The organism is Tamlana carrageenivorans (assembly GCF_002893765.1).
Lineage (GTDB): Bacteria > Bacteroidota > Bacteroidia > Flavobacteriales > Flavobacteriaceae > Pseudotamlana > Pseudotamlana carrageenivorans.
This window is the reverse complement of the sequence record NZ_CP025938.1, coordinates 1,557,004-1,580,904: the sequence shown is the minus strand read 5'-3', so window position 1 is coordinate 1,580,904 and position 23,901 is coordinate 1,557,004. Positions and strand designations below refer to the sequence as shown.

The following is a 23,901-nucleotide window of genomic DNA, read 5'->3' as shown; positions in this document are numbered from 1 at the left end:
CAGCGGTATGAATTTTAGCCGTTTAAAATTTTAACCACATCTTTGGCAAAATATGAAGCGATAATATCGGCGCCAGCACGTTTAAAAGCGGTGGTAGTTTCCATCATAACTTGATCGTGGTCTAACCAGCCTTTTTCGGCAGCAGCTTTTATCATGGCATATTCACCTGAAACTTGATACACAGCTACGGGAACATCCACTTCGTTTTTAATATCTCTTAAAATATCTAAATAAGAAAGTCCTGGTTTTACCATGACGATATCGGCGCCTTCATCAATATCCATTTCGGTTTCACGAAGGGCTTCAAAACGGTTACCGTAATCCATTTGATAAGTTTTTTTATCTTTTGGAATATCAACTAAATCTACAGGAGCAGAATCTAGAGCATCACGAAAAGGACCATAAAAAGCTGAGGCATATTTTGCCGAGTAGCTCATAATCCCAGTGTTTATGAAACCCTCATCTTCCAAAGCTTCACGAATGCTTAAAATACGACCATCCATCATATCGCTTGGCGCTACAAAATCGGCACCAGCTGTAGCGTGAGAAATGCTCATTTCAGCTAAAAACTCGGCAGTATCGTCGTTTATAATTTGTCCGTTTTCAATAATACCATCATGCCCGTAAATTGAGTATGGGTCTAGAGCGACATCGGTCATAACCAACATATCAGGGCAGGCATTTTTAACGGTTTTAATGGCGCGTTGCATCAAACCATTTGGGTTTAAGGCTTCAGTACCCTTATTGTCTTTTAAATTATCGGGTACTTTTACAAAAAGCAACACCGATTTTAAACCTAGTTGCCAAAGCGCTTTAACTTCAGCTTCTAATAAATCTAAACTATAACGGAAGTAATTAGGCATCGATGGAATTTCATCTTTAACCCCTTTGCCTTCCACCACAAAAAGCGGCACTAAAAAATCGTTTGGCGTGAGTATGGTTTCTCTAACAAGCGAACGAATGGCTTCATTGGTTCTTAAACGTCTATTTCTTTTTAAAGGGAACATAGTTTTTTTATTTACTGAGTCCTAAATACATCCAAAGGTTGTTTTCTTTTACAAATGCCGATTTTTCATGAATACAGTCTACTTGACCATTTTCATAAAAATAGGCATTAAAAGTAACGGTGCCTTCAGAATCTTTTTCTAGGCCTTTTGTGGTTTCTAATACGTCTAATTTAATCCATTGTACCGATTTTGCCCAATTTACAATGGCTTTCTTTTCTTTAGGTTGCCTTGTTTTACTCTGGTGACTAGCCATTAAATAATCGCCATCGGCCAAAACAAAGGCACTATATCTAGAGCGCATAAGCTGTTCGGCAGTTTTAGCATGAGCTATGTTTTGATGAATTATTTCACAGCAGTCTTTATAGGTTTTTAGACTTCCACAGTAACACAACATAAGGGGTATTATTTAATATTTTGTTGAGATAAAGGTTTGTTCTCTTTTTTTTAATTCCAATCTATAGGGTTTTGTAAAACCGCTATTAATCTTTCTTCTTCACTACCAGGTTCTGGGTGGTGGTCATATACCCATTGCACATGCGGTGGTAAACTCATTAAAATACTTTCTATGCGTCCGTTTGTTTTTAAACCGAAAAGGGTGCCTTTGTCGTGTACCAAATTAAATTCAACATAGCGGCCGCGGCGAATTTCTTGCCAATTGCGCTGATCCTGGGTATAGGGAAGGTCTTTTCTGCGTTCAATAATAGGAACATAAGCCTCTAGGAAACTATCGCCAACCTCGGTAACAAAGTTGTACCAATCCTCCATAGACATTTCATCATTGGCTTTGCAATAATCGAAAAATAAACCACCAATACCCCGCCCCTCATTGCGGTGAGTGTTATAAAAGTATTCGTCGCAACGCTTTTTATAGGTTGGGTAAAACTCTGGGTTGTGTTTATCGCAGGCTGTTTTACAGGTTTGATGAAAATGCTTAGCATCTTCATCAAACAGGTAATAGGGTGTTAAATCTTGTCCGCCACCAAACCAGCTATCAATAATATTTCCCGATTTATCATACATTTCAAAATAACGCCAATTGGCATGCACGGTGGGCGCCATAGGGTTTTTTGGGTGAAGTACTAAACTCAATCCGCAGGCAAAAAAATCAACATCCCCTACTTTAAAATAGGTTTGCATAGATTTAGGTAATTTACCGTGTACGCCCGAGATGTTTACACCGCCTTTTTCAAAAACATGTCCATTTTCAATCACTCGGGTTCTTCCGCCGCCGCCTTCGGGGCGTTCCCATAAATCTTCTTGAAACTTGGCTTGGCCATCAACAGACTCTAATTTAGAGGTTATTTGGTCTTGTAAATTTTGAATGTATTGATAAAATTTATCCTTCATCTATAAATATATCTTCTTGTTTTATGTCAAGTACTAAGGTGTTAACACCTCAGGATCTTGATTTTGAGTTGCTTTCGAGGCCTGACTTTTAAGTAGAAAATAACCAATAATTCCTGAAATGGAAGAACCTATTAAAATCCCAATTTTTGCCGAGTCTATATATTTTGGTTGATCAGCAAATGCTAAACTAGCAATAAATACTGCCATAGTAAAGCCGATACCCGCTAAAAACGACACCCCAATAATTTGGGATTTGGAAATATCGGTAGGGATGCTAACAACCTTTAATTTATTTGCCAATAGTACAAATACCGAAACCCCAATACTTTTGCCTAAAAGCAAGCATAGTGCAATAGTAATAACTAACGGCATATCTAAGCCTTGACTACTACTTAATATAACTCCCGAATTGGCCAGTGCAAATATAGGAATGATAAAGTAAGCTACCCAATCATGTAAATGATGTTCTAAATGCTGAAGTGGAGATTGGTATTTGTTTGTCCAAGCTTGTAGTTCGTCTATTTCTTCAATTTGTTCGGCAGACAGAATAGGGGCTTTTAATTCTGAAGAGGTTTTAATTTTTGTAGTGATTTCTTCTAATCTTGATAGGAATTGAGAAGTATCTACTTTTTGTCTAATGGGTACAGAAAACGCTAATAAGATACCTGCAAGGGTAGGATGAACGCCAGATTTTAGAAATAAAATCCAAATTGCAATTCCAAAAATGATCATTAAAAATTTAGAATAATACCCCTTATTAGATAAGAAATATAAAATAGCAAGAAGTCCTAGTGCAGCTCCTAAAAACAGCATTTTTATGGTGCCACTATAGAATAAAGCAATTACAATAACAGCACCTAAATCGTCTACAATAGCGAAAGCCGTTAAAAATATTTTTAAACTAATAGGTACTTTATCGCCTAAAACTTTTAAAATGGCTAATGAGAAGGCGATATCGGTAGCCATAGGAATTCCCCAACCGTGTATGGTCGCATCGGCATGACCACTAAAATATTGGTTTATAAAAAGGAAAAATAGTACGGGTATAATCATCCCTCCCACGGCTCCAACAAGTGGAAAAGCCAATTTTTTAGCGGAGTTAAGTGCTCCAATTAAAAATTCTCTTTTAATTTCTAAACCAATAAGGAAAAAGAACACAGCCATAAACCCATCGTTTATCCAATGAAGTAAGGATAAATTAAGTTCGAAACGGTCCGATTTGTATCCTAAATGGTAATGCTGTAATGCTGTATACCCCTCTGCAAATGGCGAATTTGCCCAGATAAGGGCTGCAATGGCAGCAAATAGGAGTAGAATACCACTAAAACTCTCAATTTTGATGAATTTTTGAAATGGGGATAAAAAGCTATTTTTTGTTTCCATATGTCTATTGTATTAATTTCTGATTTAGAACTTTAACGGTTTGGGTTGTAGCGGCGGTTACCGAAAGCGGTAATACTAAAATGACGCCTATAATCGGTATGAAAAGGCAAAGCATAAAAACGATGCCGTTTCCTATAGCCAATCCGCGATTTTCATGTACAAATTTGATGCTGTTTTTATAGTTAAAATGGCGTTCTAACGTGTAATCCATACTCCCGAATCCTGCATAATAGGATTGTAAAAAAAACAATAATATGGTCGAGAAAATATTCACAATGGGAATGAATTTCAATACTAAGATAGGTATTGAAAATATTAATTCTCGGGTTAAATTACGCATGTTAATGTGTATACCACGCCACAGTTGTTGTGCGAACGTGTTGTTTGTGAAATTTTGGTTTGGGTTATTGGTTAAATACACCTCAATTTTTTCGGAAACTGGACTCATAAAGGGCGCCGATAAGGCCATGACAATATGTTTAAAAAGAATAATGCCAATAGCAATTATAATTAACAGACCTAAGATGGTGCCTAGGGTTGTAAACGCAGTTTTACCCCAGTCCCAAATCCATAAATCTGAAACATAAGCACCTAAATTATCCGATAGGTTGTAAGCTATAAAACTAATGCCACATGCTGTAATACAACTAATAAACATAGGTATAATAAAGTATTTCCAGAGCTTTAGTTTGGATATTAAACTAAAAGCTCCAATGTATGCCTTAATACTGTTTAGTATATTTTTTAGCATGTATAATGCGGTTTGTTTTTACTTCTATTTTTAGGTTAAACGTTTAAGCAGGTTAAGCTGCTTTAAATATAAGTGTTATTTAGTTTGAAAAAAGTGGTTTAACGATACTCTTTTACAGCATCAATAAATGCTTTTGCGTGGTCTAAAGGTATATGTGGTAGAATACCATGACCCAGATTTACAATATATTTGTCTTTACCAAAGGCATCAATCATTTGGTGAACCATTTTTTTAATTTCAGCAGGTGGAGATAACAAGCGTACAGGATCAAAATTACCTTGTAAAGTGATGTTTCCTCCTGTTAAGTAGCGTGCATTTTGCGGCGAACAGGTCCAATCTACTCCTAAAGCCGATGCGTTACTTTTAGCCATTTCTCCAAGGGCAAACCAGCACCCTTTTCCAAAAGCAATTACTGGAGCATCGTCTTTTAAAGCTTCAATAATTTGATTGATGTATTGCCAAGAAAACTCCTGATAATCGGTTGGCGATAGCATTCCTCCCCATGAATCAAACACCTGAACCGCATTTACACCTGCAACTACTTTTTCTTTTAAATAAGCAATAGTTGTGTCGGTTATTTTCTGCAATAACTGATGCGCAGCAACGGGGTTTGTAAAACAAAATTCCTTGGCTTTATCAAAGTTTTTACTGCCTTGACCTTGTACACAGTAGCATAAAATCGTCCAAGGTGATCCAGCAAAACCAATAAGTGGAATCTCGTTATTTAATAATTCTTTAGTAGCCTTAATGCCTTCGAAAACATAGTTTAATGCCTCTTTAACATCAGGCACTATCACGTTGTCTACATCTTTTGGAGTACGTATGGGATTAGGTAAATAAGGGCCAAAATTAGGTTTCATTTGTACCTCAATGTTCATAGCTTGAGGAATTACCAAAATATCACTAAACAAAATAGCGGCATCCATGCCGTATCGTCTAATAGGCTGTACCGTAATTTCACTAGCTAGTTCTGGAGTTTGACAACGCGTGAAGAAATCATATTTCTCTCGAATGGCCATGAATTCTGGTAAATATCTTCCAGCTTGACGCATCATCCAAACCGGTGGACGTTCAACAGTTTCTCCTTTTAATGCTCTTAAAAATAAATCGTTTTTAATACTCATTTTCTTGTTCCGCAACAGCGGTAATCTTTTTGTCTGAAACTAAAAAGCGAGTAAAACTAATTGATAAATGATTGCTCAAAAATGATTTTTATCATTGTTTCTTACTTTATTGAGCGCTTATGTGCCGTCTATCTTTATGTTTAGCTTTTTGTGGCTTCTTGGTTTCTGTTTGTTATAAAATGTACATCTGTATAATAATACTGATGTGGTTAGTTTGGGTTCTTTAAGTTAGGACTACGGTATTTAAATGTTAGGCTTTGTAGTGGTCATTTACCAAAGCAATCACGCTTTCTACACTTGGTAATTTTGCTGCACGAACATCTTTATAATGTTTTCTAGCCGCTTTGACTGTGGTGTCACCAATACAGAATGCGATGACCTCCTGTTTGTTGTGCTTTACAAAACTATCAACACACGATGGGCTATAAAACATAGCGCTCTCCACGGTATCAGCTACTTTAAAGCCATCAAATTTAGTTTGATATGCTTCAACTTCGGTTATCTTAATGTTATTTTCTCCTAATATATTAGGAAGAACATCGAGTCTTAAGTTACTGCAAAAATAGGTGACTTCGGTACCATCCATATATTCAACTAAATAGTCGGCTAGTTTTTTAGCGTTGTTTTCGGTATGGGTTACTTTTCCGATTTTATTTTCGATTAGACGTTTGGTACGACGGCCTACACAGTAGATGTTTTTAAATTGTAATTCTGCTGCCGAATAATTTGTTGTTAGCGATTCTACAGCATTTTTACTGGTAATAATAACGTTTTCAATTTCGTTTTTTAAAAACCTCGGATGGATGCGATTAAGGCTAATTTTTATAAAATCGAACCCCTCGGCTACCGCTTGCTCATTAAATAGCAATCGTTGGTCTTCGGTAAAGGATTTTGTGGAAAACACATTGGTTTTTTTAGATGTTTTAATTTTGTCCATCAGGCGTTTTCCACCACGTTCGATAACAAAATCGGCACAATATTGGGCCATATCCTTATGTTCACCTAACTTTTTAACACGGGTAACATCGATACGTTTCGTACCATCTTCACTTAATAAAACCCCTTTAAAATGAATTTCTTCATCTTTAATATAGGCTAATGCCCCGATGGGAGCCGTACAGCCGCCTTCTAATTTGTTTAAAAATTCGCGTTCAATAGTGGTGCAAATTTCTGTTTCTTCGTGATTTAATGCGGCACAGGCTGTTTTAGAATAGTCGTCATTTTCTAAGGCCGTAATCATAATGGCACCTTGTGCAGGAGCAGGAATCATCCAATCTAAATTAAACGATTCTTCGGGCCTAATACCAATGCGGCCTATTCCTGCGGCGGCAAAAATGGCAGCATTCCAATCTTCATTATTTTGAAGTTTTTCGAGGCGCGAGTTTACATTACCACGTAAATCTACAACCGTATGGGTTGGGAAACGGTTTAGCCATTGGGCACGACGCCTTAAACTTCCTGTGGCAATAACCGCTTTTTTAGATCCTAAAAACTCTTCGTTGTTTTTAAAAACTAAAGTATCGTTTACATTACCACGTTTTAAAACGGCAGCTTGAATAATGCCTTTTGGTAACCTAGTGGGCACATCTTTTAAGGAATGCACCGCAATATCTATGTCGCCGTTAAGCATCGCGATATCTAGAGTTTTGGTAAATATACCGGTAATTCCCATTTCGTAAAGCGGTTTGTCCAAAACAATATCACCAGTAGATTTTACAGGAATAATATCGGTTTTATGACCTAAAGCTTCAAGTTGAATTTTAACAATATTGGCTTGCCATAATGCTAATTCACTATCGCGGGTACCTATTCTAATTATTTTAGACATTTTTTGCAGAGGGTTCTAACTGAAACACTTTTTTAATAAGTTCTAAACTGTCGTTTGTAGAAATAGCATCATCTTTTAAATGATGCGCAAAGTGATTTGTTATTTTTTGAATGATGTTATTGCTGATTAATTCGGCTTGTTCTTCATTAAAATCAGCATTTTTTTTACGTTGCGTATCTAATTCTGCAGCAGCAAAATCGGATAACTTATGTTTTAAAGCCTTGATGGTAGGTGCGAATTTACGGGTTTCTAACCAGCTATCAAATTCGGCTTTAATTTCTTCAATAATGGCTTCCGCCGAAGGGATATGTGCTTTTCGGGCTTCTAGGGTCTGATCGGTAATTTGCGATAAGTGATCTAAATGCACTAAAGACACATGGTCTAACTCCTCAACATTAGAGTCGACATTTTTAGGAATGGATAGGTCTAATATTAAAAGAGGTTTTTTCGATTGGATAATATGTTTATCAATCGTAGGACGTTGCGCGCCAGTAGCCACGATTAATACATCGGTGCCATTTATCTCCTCCTGTAAATTAGCATAATCTTTAACTATTAAATTAAATTTCCCTGCAATTTGTTCGGCACGGGTTTTAGTACGGTTTATTAAAGTGATATGCTCATTTTTAGTGTGTTTTACTAAATTTTCGCAGGTGTTTCTGCCAATTTTCCCCGTTCCGAATAACAAGATGTTTTTATCTGAAACGTTTTCAATAGTGTTTAAAATGTATTGTACCGAAGCAAAAGATACCGATGTTGCACCCGAAGAGATGTCGGTTTCCGTTTTTATACGCTTACTCGCTTGTATAACAGCATTTACTAAACGCTCGGTGTAATTATTCAATAAACCGTGTTTTCTAGAAAGTTTTGTGCTTATTTTTAACTGACTAATAATTTCAAAATCACCTAAAATCTGACTATCTAATCCAGAACCTACACGAAACATATGTGAAATAGCTTCGCTATTTTTATAAACGTAAGCTACATTTTGAAATTCTTCAAGTGTTCCTCTGGTATTGTCGCAAAGGAGTTGAATAAGTTTAAAGGGGTGTTCTGCAAAACCGTAAATTTCGGTACGGTTGCAGGTAGAAGTTACGATAAGGCTTTCAATACCTTTGGCTTTAGCCTGGGTAAGTAAGGTATTTTTCGCATCGTCGTCTAAGCTAAAGCGTCCTCTTATTTCGGCATCGGCTTTTTTGTAGCTTAAGCCTATGGCATAAAAGTATGAACTTCGTGTACTATTTTGGTTATGCATGTATGGTAGCTGAAAATATGAAGCAAAAATATGTAGCTGGGTTTGTAAAAAATAACGCTTAAAGAACTATTAGTATCGATTGTGGTTTTTTAGCGACGTTTTTTAAGATTATTCAAGAAATATGCTATTTTAGTAGTAAAATAGGCGCATTAGAACCTGTTAATTTAGAACGAATCTAAATAAAACAACTATGAATCACGATTTAAACAACGGTAAAAGTGTCGCGATAAGTACTTTTAATGAAACGGAGGTAGAAGATGGGGTTATCGTACTTACTTTTAAAAATGAGGCTAACGAAGTGCAATCGGCTGTAAAAGATATAGATAGTGATTATATTCAGTTTCATTTTTCTGTGAAAGGCTCAAGTCAGTTTTTATTTAATGAAGGCCGTTATAAAATTAATATTCTAGAAGAAAATTCGCTACTGCTCTATAATCCGCAGCGCGATTTGCCTATACATTTAGAAATTAATCCGCACTCATGGATGGTTTCTATTTTAATTTCTATTAAAAAATTTCATGGCTTCTTTTCTCATGAAGCCGATTATATAACTTTTTTAAGCGAAGACAATCGCGATAAAAAATATTATAAAGATGGGGTTATTAGTCCTTCTATGGCTATTGTGCTTAACCAACTTATCAATTATAATTTAAATCAATCTATAAAAGCGCTTTATTTTAAAGGTAAGGCTTACGAGTTGTTAAGTTTATATTTTAATAGGAGTGAAGATGCCGATGTGGAACAGTGTCCGTTTTTAGTTGATGAGACTAACGTGATTAAAATTCGTAAAGCCAAAGATATTATTGTTGCGCGTATGGCAGAACCTCCAAGTTTACAAGAGCTTGCCGATGAAATTGGTTTAAGTTTGAAAAAGTTAAAAGAAGGATTTAAGCAAATTTATGGCGATTCTGTTTTTAGTTTTCTTTTCGATTATAAAATGGAAGTGGCTAGAAAATTATTGGAATCGGGCGAAAATAATGTGAATGAAGTAGGTTTAAAAGTAGGGTATAGTACATCTAGTCATTTCATTTCTGCTTTTAAAAAGAAATATGGTACAACACCAAAAAAATATATAATGTCTTTAAATTAAATTTAAATGTGAGGCCTATGAAATATTTAACACCAGAAATCGCAGCATTTTATGAGCGAGAGTCTAGAAAATCTTTGGTACAATCTAATACCTCTTGTGGCATCTTTCAAACTTGTGAGTATGACTCAAAACATCAGGAAGCTTATCAACAATACTTAGAGCGTCAACTTCGTAAAGATTAGGGCCTCTAAAAAATCATTTTCTTCATTCATACAAAATTAATATTTCATTAGTGTCCGATAAAAGATTTAAAAAGCGGGATTTCCAAGATAGGATTTCCCGCTTATTTTGTATCTTGAAGTTATCACACATCCAAGATATGAATAAAAGTAAAAACTTTAGCGGACACCCCATAATCAAACAGGTATTAAATTTCATTTTGCCCAAAGATGTTCATCGGACAGCCAAAAAGCACAACAGCGATCGCTATACCAAAAAGTTTACCACCTATGAGCATTTGGCCACTATGGTATTTACCGTGATCAGTGGCTGTAGCTCACTTCGTGAGGTTTCCAGTATTATGCTTGCCTGCGAGGGAAAGATCAACCATCTAGGACTCACGGACTTTCCAAAACGCAGTACCTTGTCAGATGCTAACAGGAGAAGAAGCTCTGAAGTATTTGCCGATATTTATCATTTACTCTACAAACGTTACCATCGCTTTTTATCGGACAGCAGACCCTTAGAACCTGCAGTGAAGAACCTTAAAATCGTTGATTCCTCGACCATACCCCTATTTAGCGACATTCTTAAAGGTGTAGGAAGGAACCCGCTCAACGGCAAAAAGAAAGGAGGTATCAAGATGCATACTATGATAAACGCCATGGAAGACGTTCCTTGTCTGATTAAGTTTTCAAGCGCGGCCACGCACGGCAACGCTTTTTCCCTGAGGAGAATCGCTTTTTGGCACGAAAAGCACCAAAAAGTTTATGAGTTCATCACCAATAATTATGATCTTGACGCAGACAAAATAGCCGACATCTATAAAAATAGGTGGCAGATTGAGACGATGTTCAAGCGGCTTAAACAGAACTTTCCGCTAAAGTATTTTTTGGGAGACAATCAAAATGCCATCGAAATACAAATCTGGGTCAGTTTGATAATCCAGCTCATTATGCTTGTGATCCAAAGAAAAGCCCAAAGAAACTGGGCTTATTCCAATATGATGTCCGTCATACGATACCATTTGATGACATATATCGATTTGTTCAAATTCCTGAAAAACCCAGAAGCTAATTGGGAAGAGATTACAACCAAAAACATTGGGCAATTAAGCCTTTTTGACCCATAAGGAGGTTCTGTTTTCAAAATAAAGAGTGCGATCAATAAAAAAGGCCAACACCAAAGCTTTTTTAGCTAATTCTGTTTTTTATCGGACAACAATATTAATAATTAAAGACTTACATGACCCGTTGTGCATTATGATTTAAAAGAAAAAAGTTGTTCATCTTACTGAAAATCAGTAAATTGATTTAACCACAAATCATTAATAATGAACAACTTGAGTGCAAATTACGAAAGAATATTGGAAGTATTAAGAAAAATATCGAAAGAACAACTTTTAAGTTATCAAAGACGACAACCAAAGCTTAGTGATTTAGAACTTATCAGCTTGAGTCTTACTGCCGAATTTATGGGAATAGATAGTGAAAATGACCTTTTTAGAAAACTTCCAGATTCCCTATTATCAAAAATAGAGAGAAGTGTCTACAATAGAAGAAGACGAAAACTAGTTAATAAGCTCAACAGTATCAGGTTAAGCTTAGCTTCCCATTTTAATGAATTTGAAGATTATTTTGTAGTAGATAGTATGCCTTTAGAAGTTTGTAAATTATCACGCAGTTCTCGTTCAAAGATTTGTAAAGAAAACACTTATGCATTTCCAGATAAAGGTTATTGTGCAGCTCAAAGTTCTAATTATTACGGTTATAAACTGCACGCTGTTTGTTCTGTAAATGGTGTCTTTCAAAGTATCGATTTGAGTCCAGCATCTGTACACGATATTAATTATCTTAAAGATATTAAGATGCAAATAAGCGATTGTACATTAATTGGTGATAAAGGCTATTTATCAGCAGAAATACAGCTTAACTTGTTTGAAACCTGTAATATAACGCTAAATACACCTATGAGAAGCAATCAAAAAAATTACAAAGTACAGCCTTATATATTTAGAAAAAAGAGGAAAAGGATAGAAACATTATTTTCACAACTTTGTGACCAATTTATGATAAGACGCAATTATGCTAAAACTTTTGAAGGTTTTAAAACAAGAATCGTAGCTAAGATAACTGCTTTAACAACTATTCAGTATATCAATAAGTTTATTTTTGGGAGAAACATTAATAATATTAAAATTAGCATTATTTAAAATGCACAACGGGTTATAGGTATTTAAATTCTACAAAAGTTATAATTTTTAAAACAAATTATTGGTTTCAAACCAATTTATTTCAATACAAATAAAGCTTTTATTTTTTCGATTAAATCTTAAAAAACCACAAAGGGGAAATTTCTAATTTTCATAAGTTATGGATAGCCCAAAAAGCATTTTATAATTTGTATCTCACTATTTCGTATAGTGTTTTTTTATATTATTTAACCGTTTCGTATTAAACATGACACCTACAAACAAATCGTTTCTGAACAAAACTTTAAAAGCTATTTATAATGGAAATAAAAACCATTAATTAAACTGTTTTATAATTTTTTGGTGCTTCTTTAAAAACACAATAGAACAATAAAGAAGTATGGAAATAATAAATAAAAGCCATAATGAAGTATACAAACCTCGAAAGATAAAAATTGTACTTACAGGGTAAGTAATAACACTCAATAGTTGAGTTTTAGCAATAAAACTATAAACTGTCTTTTTTCTAGACTTTCTAATTTTATTGAACATAATAATTGAAACAATAGAAAATAAAAGTATAATTCCGAAAAACACACAAGTTAAGAATGTGGATATTTCTACTTCATTATTTATAACAGGCAGAAATAAGCATGCTAGTGTGCAAATTATGAAATACTTCAAATATATTTTTTTTGCTTTATCAATAACGAGTTTAGGTGCAGAGAACGTTAATCCAAACAGTAAACTACTGCTATTACTAAAATAAGAATTCCATTTTTTAGTAACCTGGAGAAAAGCATATTCGAAGTCAACTCCAAGACTATTCATTTCTTCTTCTATTTGCAGTATTAAATGATCCAAAATTTCAAATCTCAAATCAACATAAACCATCCCTTTTACATCAAGGAATTTTTCAATCTGCCTAATTTCATCTGTCGTTAATTTCATAATTATCCCATTCTAAATTTAGGGTTTACCAAAGCTCTCATTGTTGCGATATATTGTTCTAACTCACTAAGTTTATTAGCTGTTTCTTTTGTACCCGACTCCGTAAGTTTATAATATTTACGCATTCTATTATCAACTTTTAAAACCTCAACATCCAAATAACCTTCGGATTCTAATTTATGTAACGACGGATAAAGTGCACCCTCAGTAATTTTAAGTTCTCCATTTGTAAGCTCTTTTACCTTTTGAGTAATCTCATAACCATACATTCTATCATTCTCGTTTAGAAGCTTCAAAATTATAGTGGTTAAACTTCCTTTATATAAATTAGATTTTTTCATAACAATTCAAATATACATAATTTCCTTATACATAATTAAATTAGGTATAAGAAAATAAAACATTTTAACGAAAAAATATCCTAAATACCTACTTATAGAAAACACCACAAACCAAAAATTAACCATTTTACTACGCGTTAATTTTCTTAAAAAAACATCTTAAATTTTAAAGGCTTCACTATTTTTGCTAAAAATTAATTTACATGTCATCATTCCATAAACTTTCAGTAAAAAATATAACAAGAGAAACTTCAAAAGCCATAAGTATTTCTTTTAATATCCCTGAAAACCTTAAAGAAATTTTTCAATTTAAAGCGGGACAATACATCACTTTAAAAACTGAAATTGATGGCAATGAAGTACGTCGTGACTACTCGTTGTGTGTATCGCCTAAAAGTGGCGAAATAAAAGTAGCTATTAAAGAAGTTCAAGACGGCACGTTTTCGGCTTATGCGAATTCAACTTTAAAAGTTGGAGATACTTTAGACGTAGCACCTCCAAAAGGTCGTTTTGTTTTTGAACCTAATGACTCTAAAACTAAGAACATCGCAGCTTTTGCTGCAGGAAGTGGTATCACACCTATTTTAAGCATTATAAAATGTGCTTTAGAAGAGGAAGTTCAAAGCAAAGTTATTCTGGTTTACGGCAACAAAACGCCTAAAGACACTATGTTTTTAAACGAACTTTTAGAGCTACAACATACTTATAAAGATCGTTTTTCTATTCAATTTGTTTTCAGTCAACAAGACGAAGAAGATGCCATTTTCGGTCGTATAGAAAAAAGCACGGTGAACTATGTGATGAAAAATGAGCACAAACACATCGATGTCGATGCGTATTACCTATGTGGTCCAGAAGCCATGATTCACACGGTAAAAGACGTATTAACCGAGCATAATACAGAAGCTTCTCGTATCCATTACGAGCTTTTTAAAGCAGCTAAACCCGTTGAAGTTAAAACTGAAGACGTTGCTAATGGTACTTCAAAAATTTCGGTTACGGTTGATGATGAAACAACCACCTTCGAGATGTCTCAAAAACAAACCATTTTAGAAGCGGCTTTAGATGAAGATTTAGACGCACCATACTCTTGTCAAGGCGGAATTTGTAGCAGCTGTTTAGCACGTATTACGGAAGGTGAAGCTACTATGAGGCAAAACAATATTTTAACAGAAAGTGAAGTTGCTGAAGGCTTAATTTTAACCTGCCAAGCGCATCCTACAACAGCGACTATTGCCGTTGATTTTGATGATGTTTAGGTTGGGGTTCTGAAGTGAGGAAGTTATGTGAAGTTAAGGAGTTAAGGAGTTAAGAAAGTAAACTTTTTAATTTTGCTACTACGGTTTCTGGAGAAATACTGCCTGCGGCATGCTCATAGCCTTCTGGATATTTATTACCATATACTGAGGTTGGCACTTTCGGAAATTGTGTTCTATCGGCACACAACGCGTTTTCTTCTGGCTGATTAAAAGGTGCAAAGCCTGCATATGGATGTGTAACCCCCCAGACAGTAACTACCTTTATCCCCAACATGGCAGCTAAGTGCGCATTGCCAGAATCCATAGAAAGCATGACATCGAGATTAGAAATGATATCTAACTCCTCGTCAAAGGTCAATTTGCCCGCAAGATTTATCGTATTTTCAAAATGATTTAAGGCTTCGCGATCTGCTTGGCCTCCAAATAAAATAACTTTATAATGCGGTGTTAATTGCTGCACAACCGTTTTCATTAAATCTAAAGGATATACCTTACTTTGGTGTGCAGCAAAAGGGGCTATACCAATCCATTTTTTAGAATCATGACCTAGCAGTTTTAATAACCTATTATTTAAAACGACCCGCTCCGGAAAGATCGGATTTGATAAATCGATAGGAAAACCAAATTTCTGAAAAACATCTGCATAGCGCTGATATGTTGTTTTTAAAGGTTCAAATTTTTCACCTGAAATCAATAAATGCTTTTCCTTGCGACCTTTATCAAGCGCCACAAAACGTTTACATTTTAAAAACTGTTTTAAAATTTTACTTCTTAAAACATGGTGTAAATCTGCAACCGCATAGAACCCAAATTCATTAAGTTCTTTTGCCAATTTCAAGAGTCCGAGTACGCCTTTATGAGCTCCTTTAACATCGGCCGTATAGACCTTTACCCGTGGAATGTCTCTAAAAAAAGATTTAAAAAAGCCTCGTGTTAAAACCGTTATTTCTACCTCAGGATATTGCTTAACAACTGCACGTAACACAGGTACAGACATAGCAACGTCTCCCATAGCAGAGAGACGTATCACTAATATATGTTTTGAATTTGGCATCTCAACTTTAAGGATGAGAAGGCAGTCTAAAAAGTGTTAAAATTCGTCATTCTGAATTTATTTCAGAATCTCATCTTACTGAAAATCAATCATTATGAGAACCTGAATCAAGTTCAGGTTGACGGAAAACTTAATTTTTAAACAGCCTCTTATTTCTGAGAACGAAGTACTGGGTTTAACTCGTCGTCATTATACATTTTCATTTGCTTATAAACTTTCATGTACTTATCACCGTTAGCGATATCATTTAAAAGCGTATCGATAGCGGTAGACAAATCTACGCGTTGCTCAAGTAAAATGTCTAATTTTTTCTGACAAGCTGCTTTGTGCTCAGGAGAAGCGTCTTCACGAGTTGCTTCTTCATGCATATGGTATACTTTTAAAGCCAAAATTGATAATCTATCAACTCCCCAAGCAGGACTTTCGGTATTAATAGTGGCATCATCTTTAACTTTTACCTCTTTATATTTTTCTAAAAAATAGCTATCGATATACTCTACCATATCGGTTCTATCTTGATTTGAAGCATCAATTTGACGCTTCAAAGTTAAAGCGGCTACTGGATCAATTTGCGGATCACGAATAATATCTTCGTAATGCCATTGCACCGTATCAATCCAACATTTTCTATATAATAAATGCTCTAATAAATCACTTTCTGGATAGGCATTTTCAAAAGGCTGATCAACCGTATTTATTACGTGATACTTCTCTATAACTTCTTGAAAAATAGCATTTGCTTTATCTGTAAACATAGTCTCAATTTTTAAAATGCAAAGATACTTATAATTCACTAACTTTACTAAAGAATACCTAATTTGAAGCCATGGAAATTCACAATTTATCAAAGCAAAACTCCATATTAAATAGCTTCCTTTCGGAACTAAGAGATGTAAACATTCAAAGGGATGCCATGCGCTTTAGGAGAAACATTGAACGCGTAGGGGAAATCTTAGCGTATGAAATGAGCAAGAGTTTAAATTATCGTTCAGAAAACACACAAACACCTCTTGGCACAAGCTCAGCTAAGCTACCCCAAAACGAGATTGTTTTATGTTCTATTTTAAGAGCTGGCATACCACTTCACAATGGTTTACTAAACTATTTTGATCGTGCTGAAAATGCTTTCATTTCCGCATACCGACAACATAAAGAAAACCCTGAAACTTTTGAAATTGTGGTAGAGTATTTGGCTTGTCCGAGTTTAGAAAACAAAACACTTATTCTGGCCGATCCTATGTTAGCCACAGGCCAATCAATGGTCGCTACTTTTGAAGCCCTAAAAGCTTTTGGAACCCCAAAAGATATTCATCTTATAAGTGTTATTGGCGCAAAACCAGGTGTGAATTTTGTAAAAAAACATTTTGGGAAACACACTAAATTATGGATTGGAACCATAGATGACAAGCTTAATGAAAAAGGTTATATCATTCCTGGATTAGGCGATGCCGGCGATCTAGCTTTTGGCGAGAAACTACAACATTAACAAAATAAATGGCACCAGAATAAGTATGGCTAAAAACAATTCTTGAAACCATTTTTCTTCAATGGTTTCAATGTAACTGGCCAAAATTATAGCCAAAGGCGAGAAGGCAAATAAAAACTCACTACCGTTCTTATTTGGGGTCACAATGACGATTAAAAATCCGATAACCGCAGCAAGAACAATAACTTTAAAGGACACTCTAAAAACTTTTTTCTTCTTTTTTATATTATTTAAATAGAAGAAAGCCGACCAAATTCCAAAAGAAACTAATAAGGTTATGGCTACTAAATAGGTTATGGTATTATACGGACTAAAGTCATAACTCACTACCGCTGCAGTCCTATTAAAAACTTGAAAGTAGTCGTCGTAGAGCACAATTGAAGTTGCCGAACCTATTAAAAATACAGCTAAAACCCCTAAAAAAGGAATAATCCAATGCCTGAGGTTATTATCGATATACAAGGCTAAAGACAGCAGTATTAAAGCAAAAAATAGAATAGACCAGAAATAAAACAAGGTAGCCATGGCAATCCAAAAAGCCGCATCAAACAGTTTCTTTTTAACCTCCTTTTGCGATCGCAAACTGATGATGCGTCGTAAACTCAATAACACAAAAAAGTTAGCATAAATAACGTTCGCATACTCTGTTGTTGGGGTTAGAAACAGCAAAAACAAACTAAAAAGCAAGATTTCGAAGTGATTACTTTCGGTTAAACTGTTTTTTATAACAATAAAATTTAAGAGTAAAATGGATGCGAAAATGGTTAACAACATCCCAACTTGTTTTAGGATAAACAAGTAATCCAAATTTTCAAACTGTATATTTAATCGAGGTATCGCAAACGCTAGAAGCGTTATAAAAAATACAATAATGAAATTTATTGGTCTAGATTTATTAAAAAAGCTTGTTAACATTAACTGTTTTTGTATTTTTGCTTCGTAAATATACTAACTATATAGGGCTTAACACCCCATAAACAAACTCAATATGAAAGATTTCTTTTACGCGATACAAGATTTATTTGTAAACGTTCTTTTAAAACCTTTAGATGCGATTAGAGCTTTAGAGCTTGAAAACTGGTTTTTAGCCAACCTTGTTTCTTGGATCTTTATTATCATTGGTTTTGTTGCCATGGTATACTGGATGATCCAATTAAAAGGTTTCAACGATAACAACGAAGAAGATAAAAGCATCTCTTCACACTCATATTTATAAAAAAATTTGGTTTCGATTTATAAATCGAAACCAATATCTTTACGATAATTCATCTTATCAAAATGTAGTTTTTCTATATTTTGGTAAGATTTTTTTATGGCCTCTTGGTACGTATCTCCGTATGATGTAATCGCCATCACTCGTCCTCCAGAGGTTACAATTTTTCCGTCTTTAATCACAGCACCGGCATGAAATGGGATAGAATCTTCAATCGCATCAACACCAGTTATTTCTTTACCTTTCTCGTAAGCTTCAGGATACCCTCCAGATACTAACATGATGGTTGTCGCAGCACGATCGTCGATTTCAAGGTTGATTTTATCCAATGTTCCTTCTGCCATAGCTTGAAGGACATCTACAAAATCATTTTTCAATCTTGGCAACACCACTTCAGTTTCAGGATCACCCATACGTACATTGTACTCAATCACCTTAGGATCGTCACCTACTTTAATCAATCCGATAAACACAAAACCTACATAAGGTAAATTATCTTTTTTGAAGCCACTAATTGTTGGCTTCACGATACGCTCTTCAATTTTATTTAAAAACTCATCGGTTGCAAAAGGTACTGGAGAAACAGCTCCCATACCACCTGTGTTTAAGCCGGTATCACCCTCACCAATACGTTTGTAATCTTTGGCCGTTGGTAATATTTTATAGTTTTCACCATCGGTTAAAACAAAACAACTTAATTCGATACCATCTAAAAACTCTTCTATAACCACTTTAGTACTTGCAGCTCCAAATTTCGCATCAACCAACATGCTTTTTAGTTCCGCTTTAGCTTTATCTAAATCATTAAGTATTACCACACCTTTTCCTGCTGCTAACCCGTCTGCTTTTAAAACATAAGGTGCTTTTAAAGTTTCTAAAAAAGCATAGCCTTTTTCAACAGTTTCGGCTATAAAACTTTCGTAGGCTGCAGTTGGAATGTTATGACGGTATAAAAACTCCTTTGCGAATTCTTTACTTCCTTCTAACTCGGCAGCTACTTTTTGCGGACCAATAACAGATACGTGTTTTATGGCATCATCATTTAAGAAAAAATCATGAACACCTTGTACTAAAGGATCCTCAGGACCAACAACCACCATATCGATGTTGTGCTCTAAAACCAAAGCTTTTATAGCAGGAAAATCGGTTACACCAATATTCACATTGGTTGCTATATTTGCAGTTCCTGAATTTCCAGGTGCTACAAAAAGATTTTCACATTTCGGACTTTGAGCAATTTTCCAAGCAAAAGTATGTTCTCTTCCACCCGAACCAAGAATTAAGATATTCATTGTATTGATTTTTAGATTCTCTTTAATTTGATATGTATAAGAATAGCTTCATTATACCATTGCAAAAATAAGGGCTTTTTAGAATTAGCAACGCTAGGGGCTGCTTTTTTTCTTAATTTTTACGCTAAACTCCAAAAAAATATCAATTATATTTGGTTTTGTTTTTTCGCTTTACGCATATGAATTTATTTAAATTTTCTTTACAACTCAAGGGCTTTCCTTTAGAAAGCGCCATGCGTGAGCTTAAAACCATTCAGGAAAAGAGCACTTCGGATTATAAGGGTTATATTGAAAGCAAAAAACAAGACATTGTAAACTACCACCTGAAGCACAATCCTTTTTATAAGGCATTAGCTAAAACGGGTAGTATCTTCATTTGGAATGATCTTCCGGTGATGACTAAAAAGGATTTACAATGTCCTTTAGGTGACCGATTATCGACTGGATTTTCTAAAAAAAATATTTACATCAATAAAACCTCGGGATCGTCGGGAACGCCATTTGTATTCGCCAAGGATAAATTTTGTCATGCCCTAAACTGGGCCAATTTTATAGATCGCTACAATTGGTTTAACCTGGATTTACACCATTCTAAACAGGCCCGTTTTTACGGGATTCCTTTAGACAAAAAAGGATATTATAAAGAACGTCTAAAAGACAAACTTAGCAACCGGTTTCGATTTTCTGTTTTTGATTTGAGTGATCATCAGTTCGAAAAGAATCTTAAAATCTTTCAATCTACCCAGTTTGACTATATTAATGGATACACAAGTGCCATTGTACAGTTTGCTAAATTTCTTCAAAAGAAAAACATCATTTTAAAAAATGCTTGCCCCTCGCTTAAAGCTTGTATTGTAACTTCGGAAATGCTTTTTGAATCGGATAAAACGCTATTAGAAAGCCAATTTGGAGTGCCAATCATCAATGAGTATGGCGCGGCGGAATTGGGCCTTATTGCTTTTCAAAACAAAAACCACAATTGGGTTGTTAATCACGAAGATTTATACATAGAAATTTTAGACGATGATGATAACATACTACCATACGGACAAGTTGGACGTGTTGTAATAACGGCACTCTACAACAAAGCACATCCATTTATTCGTTATGATTTAGGCGATTTAGGAGCTTTATCTGAACGCAGTACACCAGGAAACCTTATTTTAAAAAGCTTAAATGGCAGAACTAGTGATTTAGTGAAACTCCCTAGTGGAAAAACCGCTGCAGGTCTCACCTTTTACTATGTGACTAAAACCATAATTGAAGATGGCAGCGCGGTAAAGGAATTTGTTATTGAGCAACTTAAATTAGACACTTTTAAAATCATTTATGTTAGTGATCAACTTTTGGCTGAATCGAAAAAGCAAGCTGTTATAAAAGCGATTTCAAAGTATTTAGAACCTCATCTCACGATTATTTTTGAACAAACCCAACGCTTAGACCGTTCGAACCGCGGCAAACTGAAACAGTTTACGTCGTATTTATAGTTTTGAAATGATTTGTGTTTTTCTTAAATAAATTATGAACAAAAATAATTTATAATAAACTACAACCTTTGCTGTAAAGCCGTTTTTATATGCATTCTTTTCATTGAAAAGGTATTCGAGTTTTCATTCAAAAAATCAATGATTATTATGCCTTTTTCAGCAATTTTAGTTTTTTCAAACTTAAGATCTACATCAGACGATTCAATTTTTAAAATGATTTCATGAATTAATTCTGCTATTTTCTCGATATGAGACTCGTGAAGATTCGATATGTTTTTGATTACATCAGAAGCACTCATTTCAGTAATGTCTTCTAAGGACAGGTCAAACTGACTTTTTAAAGCATTGTTTACTTCATCTATACCACCTTTAGCGCTATTTGGATTTAACCCACTAATTTTCTCTACCAAACCACTTAACATTAAAGTCAGTCTCTGAATTTCACGCTTTATTAAGTCCTTTTCAACTTCCATATATCAATTTATATACATTAATTTCTGATAACTTTAGTCTGCTTCGATTTCACCAAAAAATGTTCTTTTAAAAATATCAGCATACAGTAAAGTGACTTCATTTTAGAAAAACCTAAGCCTTTGTGATACACCAAATAATTATGTTTTATTAATTCAACTTTATTTGAAGAAATACCATTTTTTCTAACACGATAAGAGGCCAAGGCCTCCGAAATACCCAATGCTGGTTTTCCAGACTGTTTAATCGCAGCAAGCCACAGTAACCAATCTTGGCGCTTTCTTAAATCTGGCGAGGTCATTTTGCCGAAACTATTGGCGTTGTACACCCCTGTTAGATTCCCAATGTAATTGCTTTTTAAAAGCTTTTGGTACGATAGCGTTTTCAAGGCCACGACCATTTTATGCATTGGCGATCCGCTTTCATCCATTAAATCGTAACTAGAGAAAGACACATCACAGTTATGGGTTTCCATGAATTGAATTTGAACTTTCAATTTATTAGGTTTCCATATATCATCGGCATCTAAAAACGCGATATAATCGCCATTAGCGTAATCAATTCCTTTATTTCTGGAAACAGCCGCTCCAGAATTTTCAGAATTTATTAATAGTTTGATGTTGGAATGTTTTTCTAAAAAGGGTTGAACAACCTTTAGCGTATCGTCTTGAGAATTATCGTCAATTAATATCAGCTCCCAGTTTTTATACTTCTGATTAATAACACTGTTTATCGTTTCTGAAATAAAAGCTTCAGAATTAAACATGGGTGTTATAATAGAAACCAGCGCTTCCATAGCTATATTAAACCACTATTAGTAGGCTTTTTCTTCACCTCGAACAGCATTTAAAAAGGTTTGTATGGCAATTTTGATATCGAGTAATAAGGACCAATTCTCTACATAGAAGATATCGTACTTCACACGATTGATAATATCTTTATCGGTTTCTACCTCACCTCTAAATCCGCTTGTTTGAGCTAAACCTGTAATGCCTGGTTTTACAAAGTGACGTACCATAAACTTATCGATACGTTGCGCATACATGTTTGTATGACTTACCATATGAGGTCTTGGCCCCACAACCGACATTTCACCGAAAAGCACATTAAAAAACTGTGGCAGCTCGTCGATACTTGTTTTACGAATAACAGCACCAACCTTGGTAACTCGCATATCTCCTTTGGTGGCTTGATGTAAATGAGCCTTTTCATTAGGCCGCATCGATCTGAATTTGTAACAATCAAACTCCTGGTAATTAAATCCGTTTCTAGATTGCTTAAAAAATATAGGGCCTTTAGATTCAATGCGGATTAAAATGGCAAGAATAGGCGTCAACCAAGACAAAACCCCTATAATAATAAAAGTAGAAAATAAAATGTCAAACAAGCGCTTTATAAACTTATTTACAGGCTCTTGCAAAGGAATATCCCTGATAGACAAAATAGGAATGTAGTCGTAATACTCATACTTAAGGCGTTTGGAGTATATATCCTTATTATCGGGGATAAACTTTAATTCTCTTAAATTATTATCGGCGAAATCAATTAAATTGTTTATCTGTTTGTTTGATAATTCGGCGACCGAAAAATAAATCTCATCAACGCTATTTTCTATGATATAATCGTAGCATTTTTTTAATGAAAATGATTTATCATTAACATCAAATTTCGCTTTAAAATTATAGCCGTAATCGGTTCGACTTTTAAACGTTTTTATGAGTTGCCTTGTTTTATCGGTATTTCCAATGACAATCACATTTCTAAAATTACCTCCTAAAACCGTACGGTATTTTTTGAGTAAATAAGTTGAAAATAATTTAAAAAGAGAAATGGAAACAAATACAGCAAGCAAATAAGCTCCTAAAGTCAGTCGACTTATATTGGGCTGTTTAAAAAACCCTATAAAAGCGTAAAGCACAATAGCAAAAATGATAATTTGTCTAAATAATAAAGGAATAATTTGAATTAATCTAGTTTGGCGTTGTATCTCATAAAAATGGTTTTTTATAGCAATAATTAACCACAACAATGAAATATACAAGCAGAATACATAAGCATTAGTTAAATTAATATCAAAATAAAAAACCGCTATGTTTATGATTACTAAATCTATAAAACCGAAGAGTGGCTTTATTAATCCAGAATATCTACTTTTTTTGTAATCCACTTAATTTATATGGTTTTAAAAGTTTTGATAAGCATAACATTATAT

The 23,901-nt window shown here is 34.5% G+C and carries 25 protein-coding genes; 8 read left to right on the top strand and 17 right to left on the bottom strand.

From position 1 onward, the window contains the following. Positions 1-14 precede the first annotated feature (14 nt). The 8 genes from hemB to hemA form a co-directional block, all read right to left on the bottom strand. Positions 15-1,007, bottom strand: coding sequence for a porphobilinogen synthase (gene hemB, locus C1A40_RS07065; protein ID WP_102995291.1), 993 nt, complete (start codon positions 1,005-1,007; stop codon positions 15-17). Between the two features lie 7 nt (positions 1,008-1,014). Then, positions 1,015-1,401, bottom strand: a complete 387-nt coding sequence (locus C1A40_RS07060; protein ID WP_102995290.1) for a YchJ family protein — start codon at positions 1,399-1,401, stop codon at positions 1,015-1,017. Between the two features lie 50 nt (positions 1,402-1,451). Next, on the bottom strand, positions 1,452-2,354 hold the full coding sequence (gene hemF / locus C1A40_RS07055; protein WP_102995289.1) for an oxygen-dependent coproporphyrinogen oxidase: 903 nt from the start codon (positions 2,352-2,354) through the stop codon (positions 1,452-1,454). A gap of 33 nt (positions 2,355-2,387) precedes the next feature. Beyond that, positions 2,388-3,737 (bottom strand): Na+/H+ antiporter NhaA, encoded by a 1,350-nt coding sequence (gene nhaA / locus C1A40_RS07050; protein WP_102995288.1) that lies wholly within the window; start codon positions 3,735-3,737, stop codon positions 2,388-2,390. Between the two features lie 4 nt (positions 3,738-3,741). Next, entirely contained in the window at positions 3,742-4,488 is a 747-nt protein-coding gene (locus C1A40_RS07045; RefSeq protein WP_102995287.1) for an EI24 domain-containing protein, read from the bottom strand. 98 nt (positions 4,489-4,586) lie between these two features. Then, complete coding sequence (hemE, locus tag C1A40_RS07040; RefSeq protein ID WP_102995286.1) at positions 4,587-5,612, bottom strand: uroporphyrinogen decarboxylase; 1,026 nt, start codon at positions 5,610-5,612, stop codon at positions 4,587-4,589. 250 nt (positions 5,613-5,862) lie between these two features. After that, entirely contained in the window at positions 5,863-7,440 is a 1,578-nt protein-coding gene (gene hemC, locus C1A40_RS07035; protein WP_102995285.1) for a hydroxymethylbilane synthase, read from the bottom strand. After that, positions 7,433-8,695, bottom strand: coding sequence for a glutamyl-tRNA reductase (gene hemA / locus C1A40_RS07030; protein ID WP_102995284.1), 1,263 nt, complete (start codon positions 8,693-8,695; stop codon positions 7,433-7,435). Before hemA ends, hemC begins: the two co-directional genes overlap by 8 nt. Before the next feature lie 190 nt (positions 8,696-8,885). Here hemA and C1A40_RS07025 point away from each other — a divergent pair, with 190 nt between their 5' ends. The 4 genes from C1A40_RS07025 (at position 8,886) to C1A40_RS07015 (ending at position 12,156) form a co-directional block, all read left to right on the top strand. Then, a complete protein-coding gene (locus C1A40_RS07025) occupies positions 8,886-9,785 on the top strand; it encodes a helix-turn-helix transcriptional regulator (protein ID WP_102995283.1) in 900 nt (299 codons plus the stop codon). A gap of 8 nt (positions 9,786-9,793) precedes the next feature. Continuing rightward, positions 9,794-9,967, top strand: a complete 174-nt coding sequence (locus C1A40_RS18135) for a hypothetical protein (protein WP_158651312.1) — start codon at positions 9,794-9,796, stop codon at positions 9,965-9,967. 137 nt (positions 9,968-10,104) lie between these two features. Continuing rightward, positions 10,105-11,076, top strand: a complete 972-nt coding sequence (locus tag C1A40_RS07020; protein WP_102995282.1) for a DUF4372 domain-containing protein — start codon at positions 10,105-10,107, stop codon at positions 11,074-11,076. Positions 11,077-11,277: 201 nt separating this feature from the next. Next, positions 11,278-12,156: an IS982 family transposase gene (locus C1A40_RS07015; RefSeq protein WP_102995281.1), complete on the top strand. Its 879-nt coding sequence runs from the start codon at positions 11,278-11,280 to the stop codon at positions 12,154-12,156. A gap of 315 nt (positions 12,157-12,471) precedes the next feature. Here C1A40_RS07015 and C1A40_RS07010 read toward each other — a convergent pair whose 3' ends face one another. Then, a complete protein-coding gene (locus C1A40_RS07010; protein WP_102995280.1) occupies positions 12,472-13,086 on the bottom strand; it encodes a hypothetical protein in 615 nt (204 codons plus the stop codon). Positions 13,087-13,088: 2 nt separating this feature from the next. Continuing rightward, positions 13,089-13,427 (bottom strand): PadR family transcriptional regulator, encoded by a 339-nt coding sequence (locus tag C1A40_RS07005; RefSeq protein WP_102995279.1) that lies wholly within the window; start codon positions 13,425-13,427, stop codon positions 13,089-13,091. Between the two features lie 203 nt (positions 13,428-13,630). On the opposite strand from C1A40_RS07005, the gene C1A40_RS07000 reads away from it, so the two are divergent. Continuing rightward, positions 13,631-14,686, top strand: a complete 1,056-nt coding sequence (locus C1A40_RS07000; RefSeq protein WP_102995278.1) for a ferredoxin--NADP reductase — start codon at positions 13,631-13,633, stop codon at positions 14,684-14,686. 49 nt (positions 14,687-14,735) lie between these two features. On the opposite strand, the gene C1A40_RS06995 is transcribed toward C1A40_RS07000, so the two are convergent. Both C1A40_RS06995 and C1A40_RS06990 read right to left on the bottom strand, forming a co-directional pair. Next, positions 14,736-15,716, bottom strand: coding sequence for a glycosyltransferase family 9 protein (locus C1A40_RS06995; protein WP_338418082.1), 981 nt, complete (start codon positions 15,714-15,716; stop codon positions 14,736-14,738). A gap of 173 nt (positions 15,717-15,889) precedes the next feature. Continuing rightward, on the bottom strand, positions 15,890-16,495 hold the full coding sequence (locus C1A40_RS06990) for a DUF4254 domain-containing protein (RefSeq protein ID WP_102995276.1): 606 nt from the start codon (positions 16,493-16,495) through the stop codon (positions 15,890-15,892). A gap of 71 nt (positions 16,496-16,566) precedes the next feature. Here C1A40_RS06990 and upp point away from each other — a divergent pair, with 71 nt between their 5' ends. After that, the gene (gene upp / locus C1A40_RS06985) at positions 16,567-17,226 is read left to right on the top strand and encodes a uracil phosphoribosyltransferase (protein WP_102995275.1); all 660 of its coding nucleotides are present in this window, start codon (positions 16,567-16,569) and stop codon (positions 17,224-17,226) included. On the opposite strand, the gene C1A40_RS06980 is transcribed toward upp, so the two are convergent. Beyond that, entirely contained in the window at positions 17,215-18,141 is a 927-nt protein-coding gene (locus tag C1A40_RS06980; RefSeq protein WP_102995274.1) for a DUF6427 family protein, read from the bottom strand. The two genes, upp and C1A40_RS06980, sit on opposite strands and share 12 nt — an antisense overlap. A 73-nt stretch (positions 18,142-18,214) precedes the next feature. Between C1A40_RS06980 and C1A40_RS06975 the strand changes: the two genes are divergently transcribed. After that, complete coding sequence (locus C1A40_RS06975) at positions 18,215-18,442, top strand: DUF6341 family protein (protein WP_067146676.1); 228 nt, start codon at positions 18,215-18,217, stop codon at positions 18,440-18,442. Positions 18,443-18,459: 17 nt separating this feature from the next. On the opposite strand, the gene purD is transcribed toward C1A40_RS06975, so the two are convergent. Next, positions 18,460-19,731, bottom strand: a complete 1,272-nt coding sequence (gene purD, locus C1A40_RS06970; protein ID WP_102995273.1) for a phosphoribosylamine--glycine ligase — start codon at positions 19,729-19,731, stop codon at positions 18,460-18,462. Between the two features lie 179 nt (positions 19,732-19,910). Between purD and C1A40_RS06965 the strand changes: the two genes are divergently transcribed. Further along, positions 19,911-21,218: a phenylacetate--CoA ligase family protein gene (locus C1A40_RS06965; RefSeq protein ID WP_102995272.1), complete on the top strand. Its 1,308-nt coding sequence runs from the start codon at positions 19,911-19,913 to the stop codon at positions 21,216-21,218. 59 nt (positions 21,219-21,277) lie between these two features. On the opposite strand, the gene C1A40_RS06960 is transcribed toward C1A40_RS06965, so the two are convergent. The 3 genes from C1A40_RS06960 to C1A40_RS06950 are packed head-to-tail and all read right to left on the bottom strand — an operon-like array spanning position 21,278 to position 23,856. Then, positions 21,278-21,691, bottom strand: a complete 414-nt coding sequence (locus C1A40_RS06960; protein ID WP_102995271.1) for a hypothetical protein — start codon at positions 21,689-21,691, stop codon at positions 21,278-21,280. Between the two features lie 17 nt (positions 21,692-21,708). Beyond that, complete coding sequence (locus C1A40_RS06955; RefSeq protein WP_102995270.1) at positions 21,709-22,485, bottom strand: glycosyltransferase family 2 protein; 777 nt, start codon at positions 22,483-22,485, stop codon at positions 21,709-21,711. 18 nt (positions 22,486-22,503) lie between these two features. Further along, on the bottom strand, positions 22,504-23,856 hold the full coding sequence (locus tag C1A40_RS06950) for an undecaprenyl-phosphate glucose phosphotransferase (RefSeq protein ID WP_102995269.1): 1,353 nt from the start codon (positions 23,854-23,856) through the stop codon (positions 22,504-22,506). Between the last annotated feature and the right edge of the window lie 45 nt (positions 23,857-23,901).

Bases quoted from the DNA above. Each gene is read 5' to 3' on its own strand.
- hemB (WP_102995291.1), bottom strand. From the start codon at position 1,007: ATGTTCCCTTTAAAAAGAAATAGACGTTTAAGAACCAATGAAGCCATT.
- C1A40_RS07060 (WP_102995290.1), bottom strand. From the start codon at position 1,401: ATGTTGTGTTACTGTGGAAGTCTAAAAACCTATAAAGACTGCTGTGAA.
- hemF (WP_102995289.1), bottom strand. From the start codon at position 2,354: ATGAAGGATAAATTTTATCAATACATTCAAAATTTACAAGACCAAATA.
- nhaA (WP_102995288.1), bottom strand. From the start codon at position 3,737: ATGGAAACAAAAAATAGCTTTTTATCCCCATTTCAAAAATTCATCAAA.
- C1A40_RS07045 (WP_102995287.1), bottom strand. From the start codon at position 4,488: ATGCTAAAAAATATACTAAACAGTATTAAGGCATACATTGGAGCTTTT.
- hemE (WP_102995286.1), bottom strand. From the start codon at position 5,612: ATGAGTATTAAAAACGATTTATTTTTAAGAGCATTAAAAGGAGAAACT.
- hemC (WP_102995285.1), bottom strand. From the start codon at position 7,440: ATGTCTAAAATAATTAGAATAGGTACCCGCGATAGTGAATTAGCATTA.
- hemA (WP_102995284.1), bottom strand. From the start codon at position 8,695: ATGCATAACCAAAATAGTACACGAAGTTCATACTTTTATGCCATAGGC.
- C1A40_RS07025 (WP_102995283.1), top strand. From the start codon at position 8,886: ATGAATCACGATTTAAACAACGGTAAAAGTGTCGCGATAAGTACTTTT.
- C1A40_RS07020 (WP_102995282.1), top strand. From the start codon at position 10,105: ATGAATAAAAGTAAAAACTTTAGCGGACACCCCATAATCAAACAGGTA.
- C1A40_RS07015 (WP_102995281.1), top strand. From the start codon at position 11,278: ATGAACAACTTGAGTGCAAATTACGAAAGAATATTGGAAGTATTAAGA.
- C1A40_RS07010 (WP_102995280.1), bottom strand. From the start codon at position 13,086: ATGAAATTAACGACAGATGAAATTAGGCAGATTGAAAAATTCCTTGAT.
- C1A40_RS07005 (WP_102995279.1), bottom strand. From the start codon at position 13,427: ATGAAAAAATCTAATTTATATAAAGGAAGTTTAACCACTATAATTTTG.
- C1A40_RS07000 (WP_102995278.1), top strand. From the start codon at position 13,631: ATGTCATCATTCCATAAACTTTCAGTAAAAAATATAACAAGAGAAACT.
- C1A40_RS06990 (WP_102995276.1), bottom strand. From the start codon at position 16,495: ATGTTTACAGATAAAGCAAATGCTATTTTTCAAGAAGTTATAGAGAAG.
- upp (WP_102995275.1), top strand. From the start codon at position 16,567: ATGGAAATTCACAATTTATCAAAGCAAAACTCCATATTAAATAGCTTC.
- C1A40_RS06980 (WP_102995274.1), bottom strand. From the start codon at position 18,141: ATGTTAACAAGCTTTTTTAATAAATCTAGACCAATAAATTTCATTATT.
- C1A40_RS06975 (WP_067146676.1), top strand. From the start codon at position 18,215: ATGAAAGATTTCTTTTACGCGATACAAGATTTATTTGTAAACGTTCTT.
- purD (WP_102995273.1), bottom strand. From the start codon at position 19,731: ATGAATATCTTAATTCTTGGTTCGGGTGGAAGAGAACATACTTTTGCT.
- C1A40_RS06965 (WP_102995272.1), top strand. From the start codon at position 19,911: ATGAATTTATTTAAATTTTCTTTACAACTCAAGGGCTTTCCTTTAGAA.
- C1A40_RS06960 (WP_102995271.1), bottom strand. From the start codon at position 21,691: ATGGAAGTTGAAAAGGACTTAATAAAGCGTGAAATTCAGAGACTGACT.
- C1A40_RS06955 (WP_102995270.1), bottom strand. From the start codon at position 22,485: ATGGAAGCGCTGGTTTCTATTATAACACCCATGTTTAATTCTGAAGCT.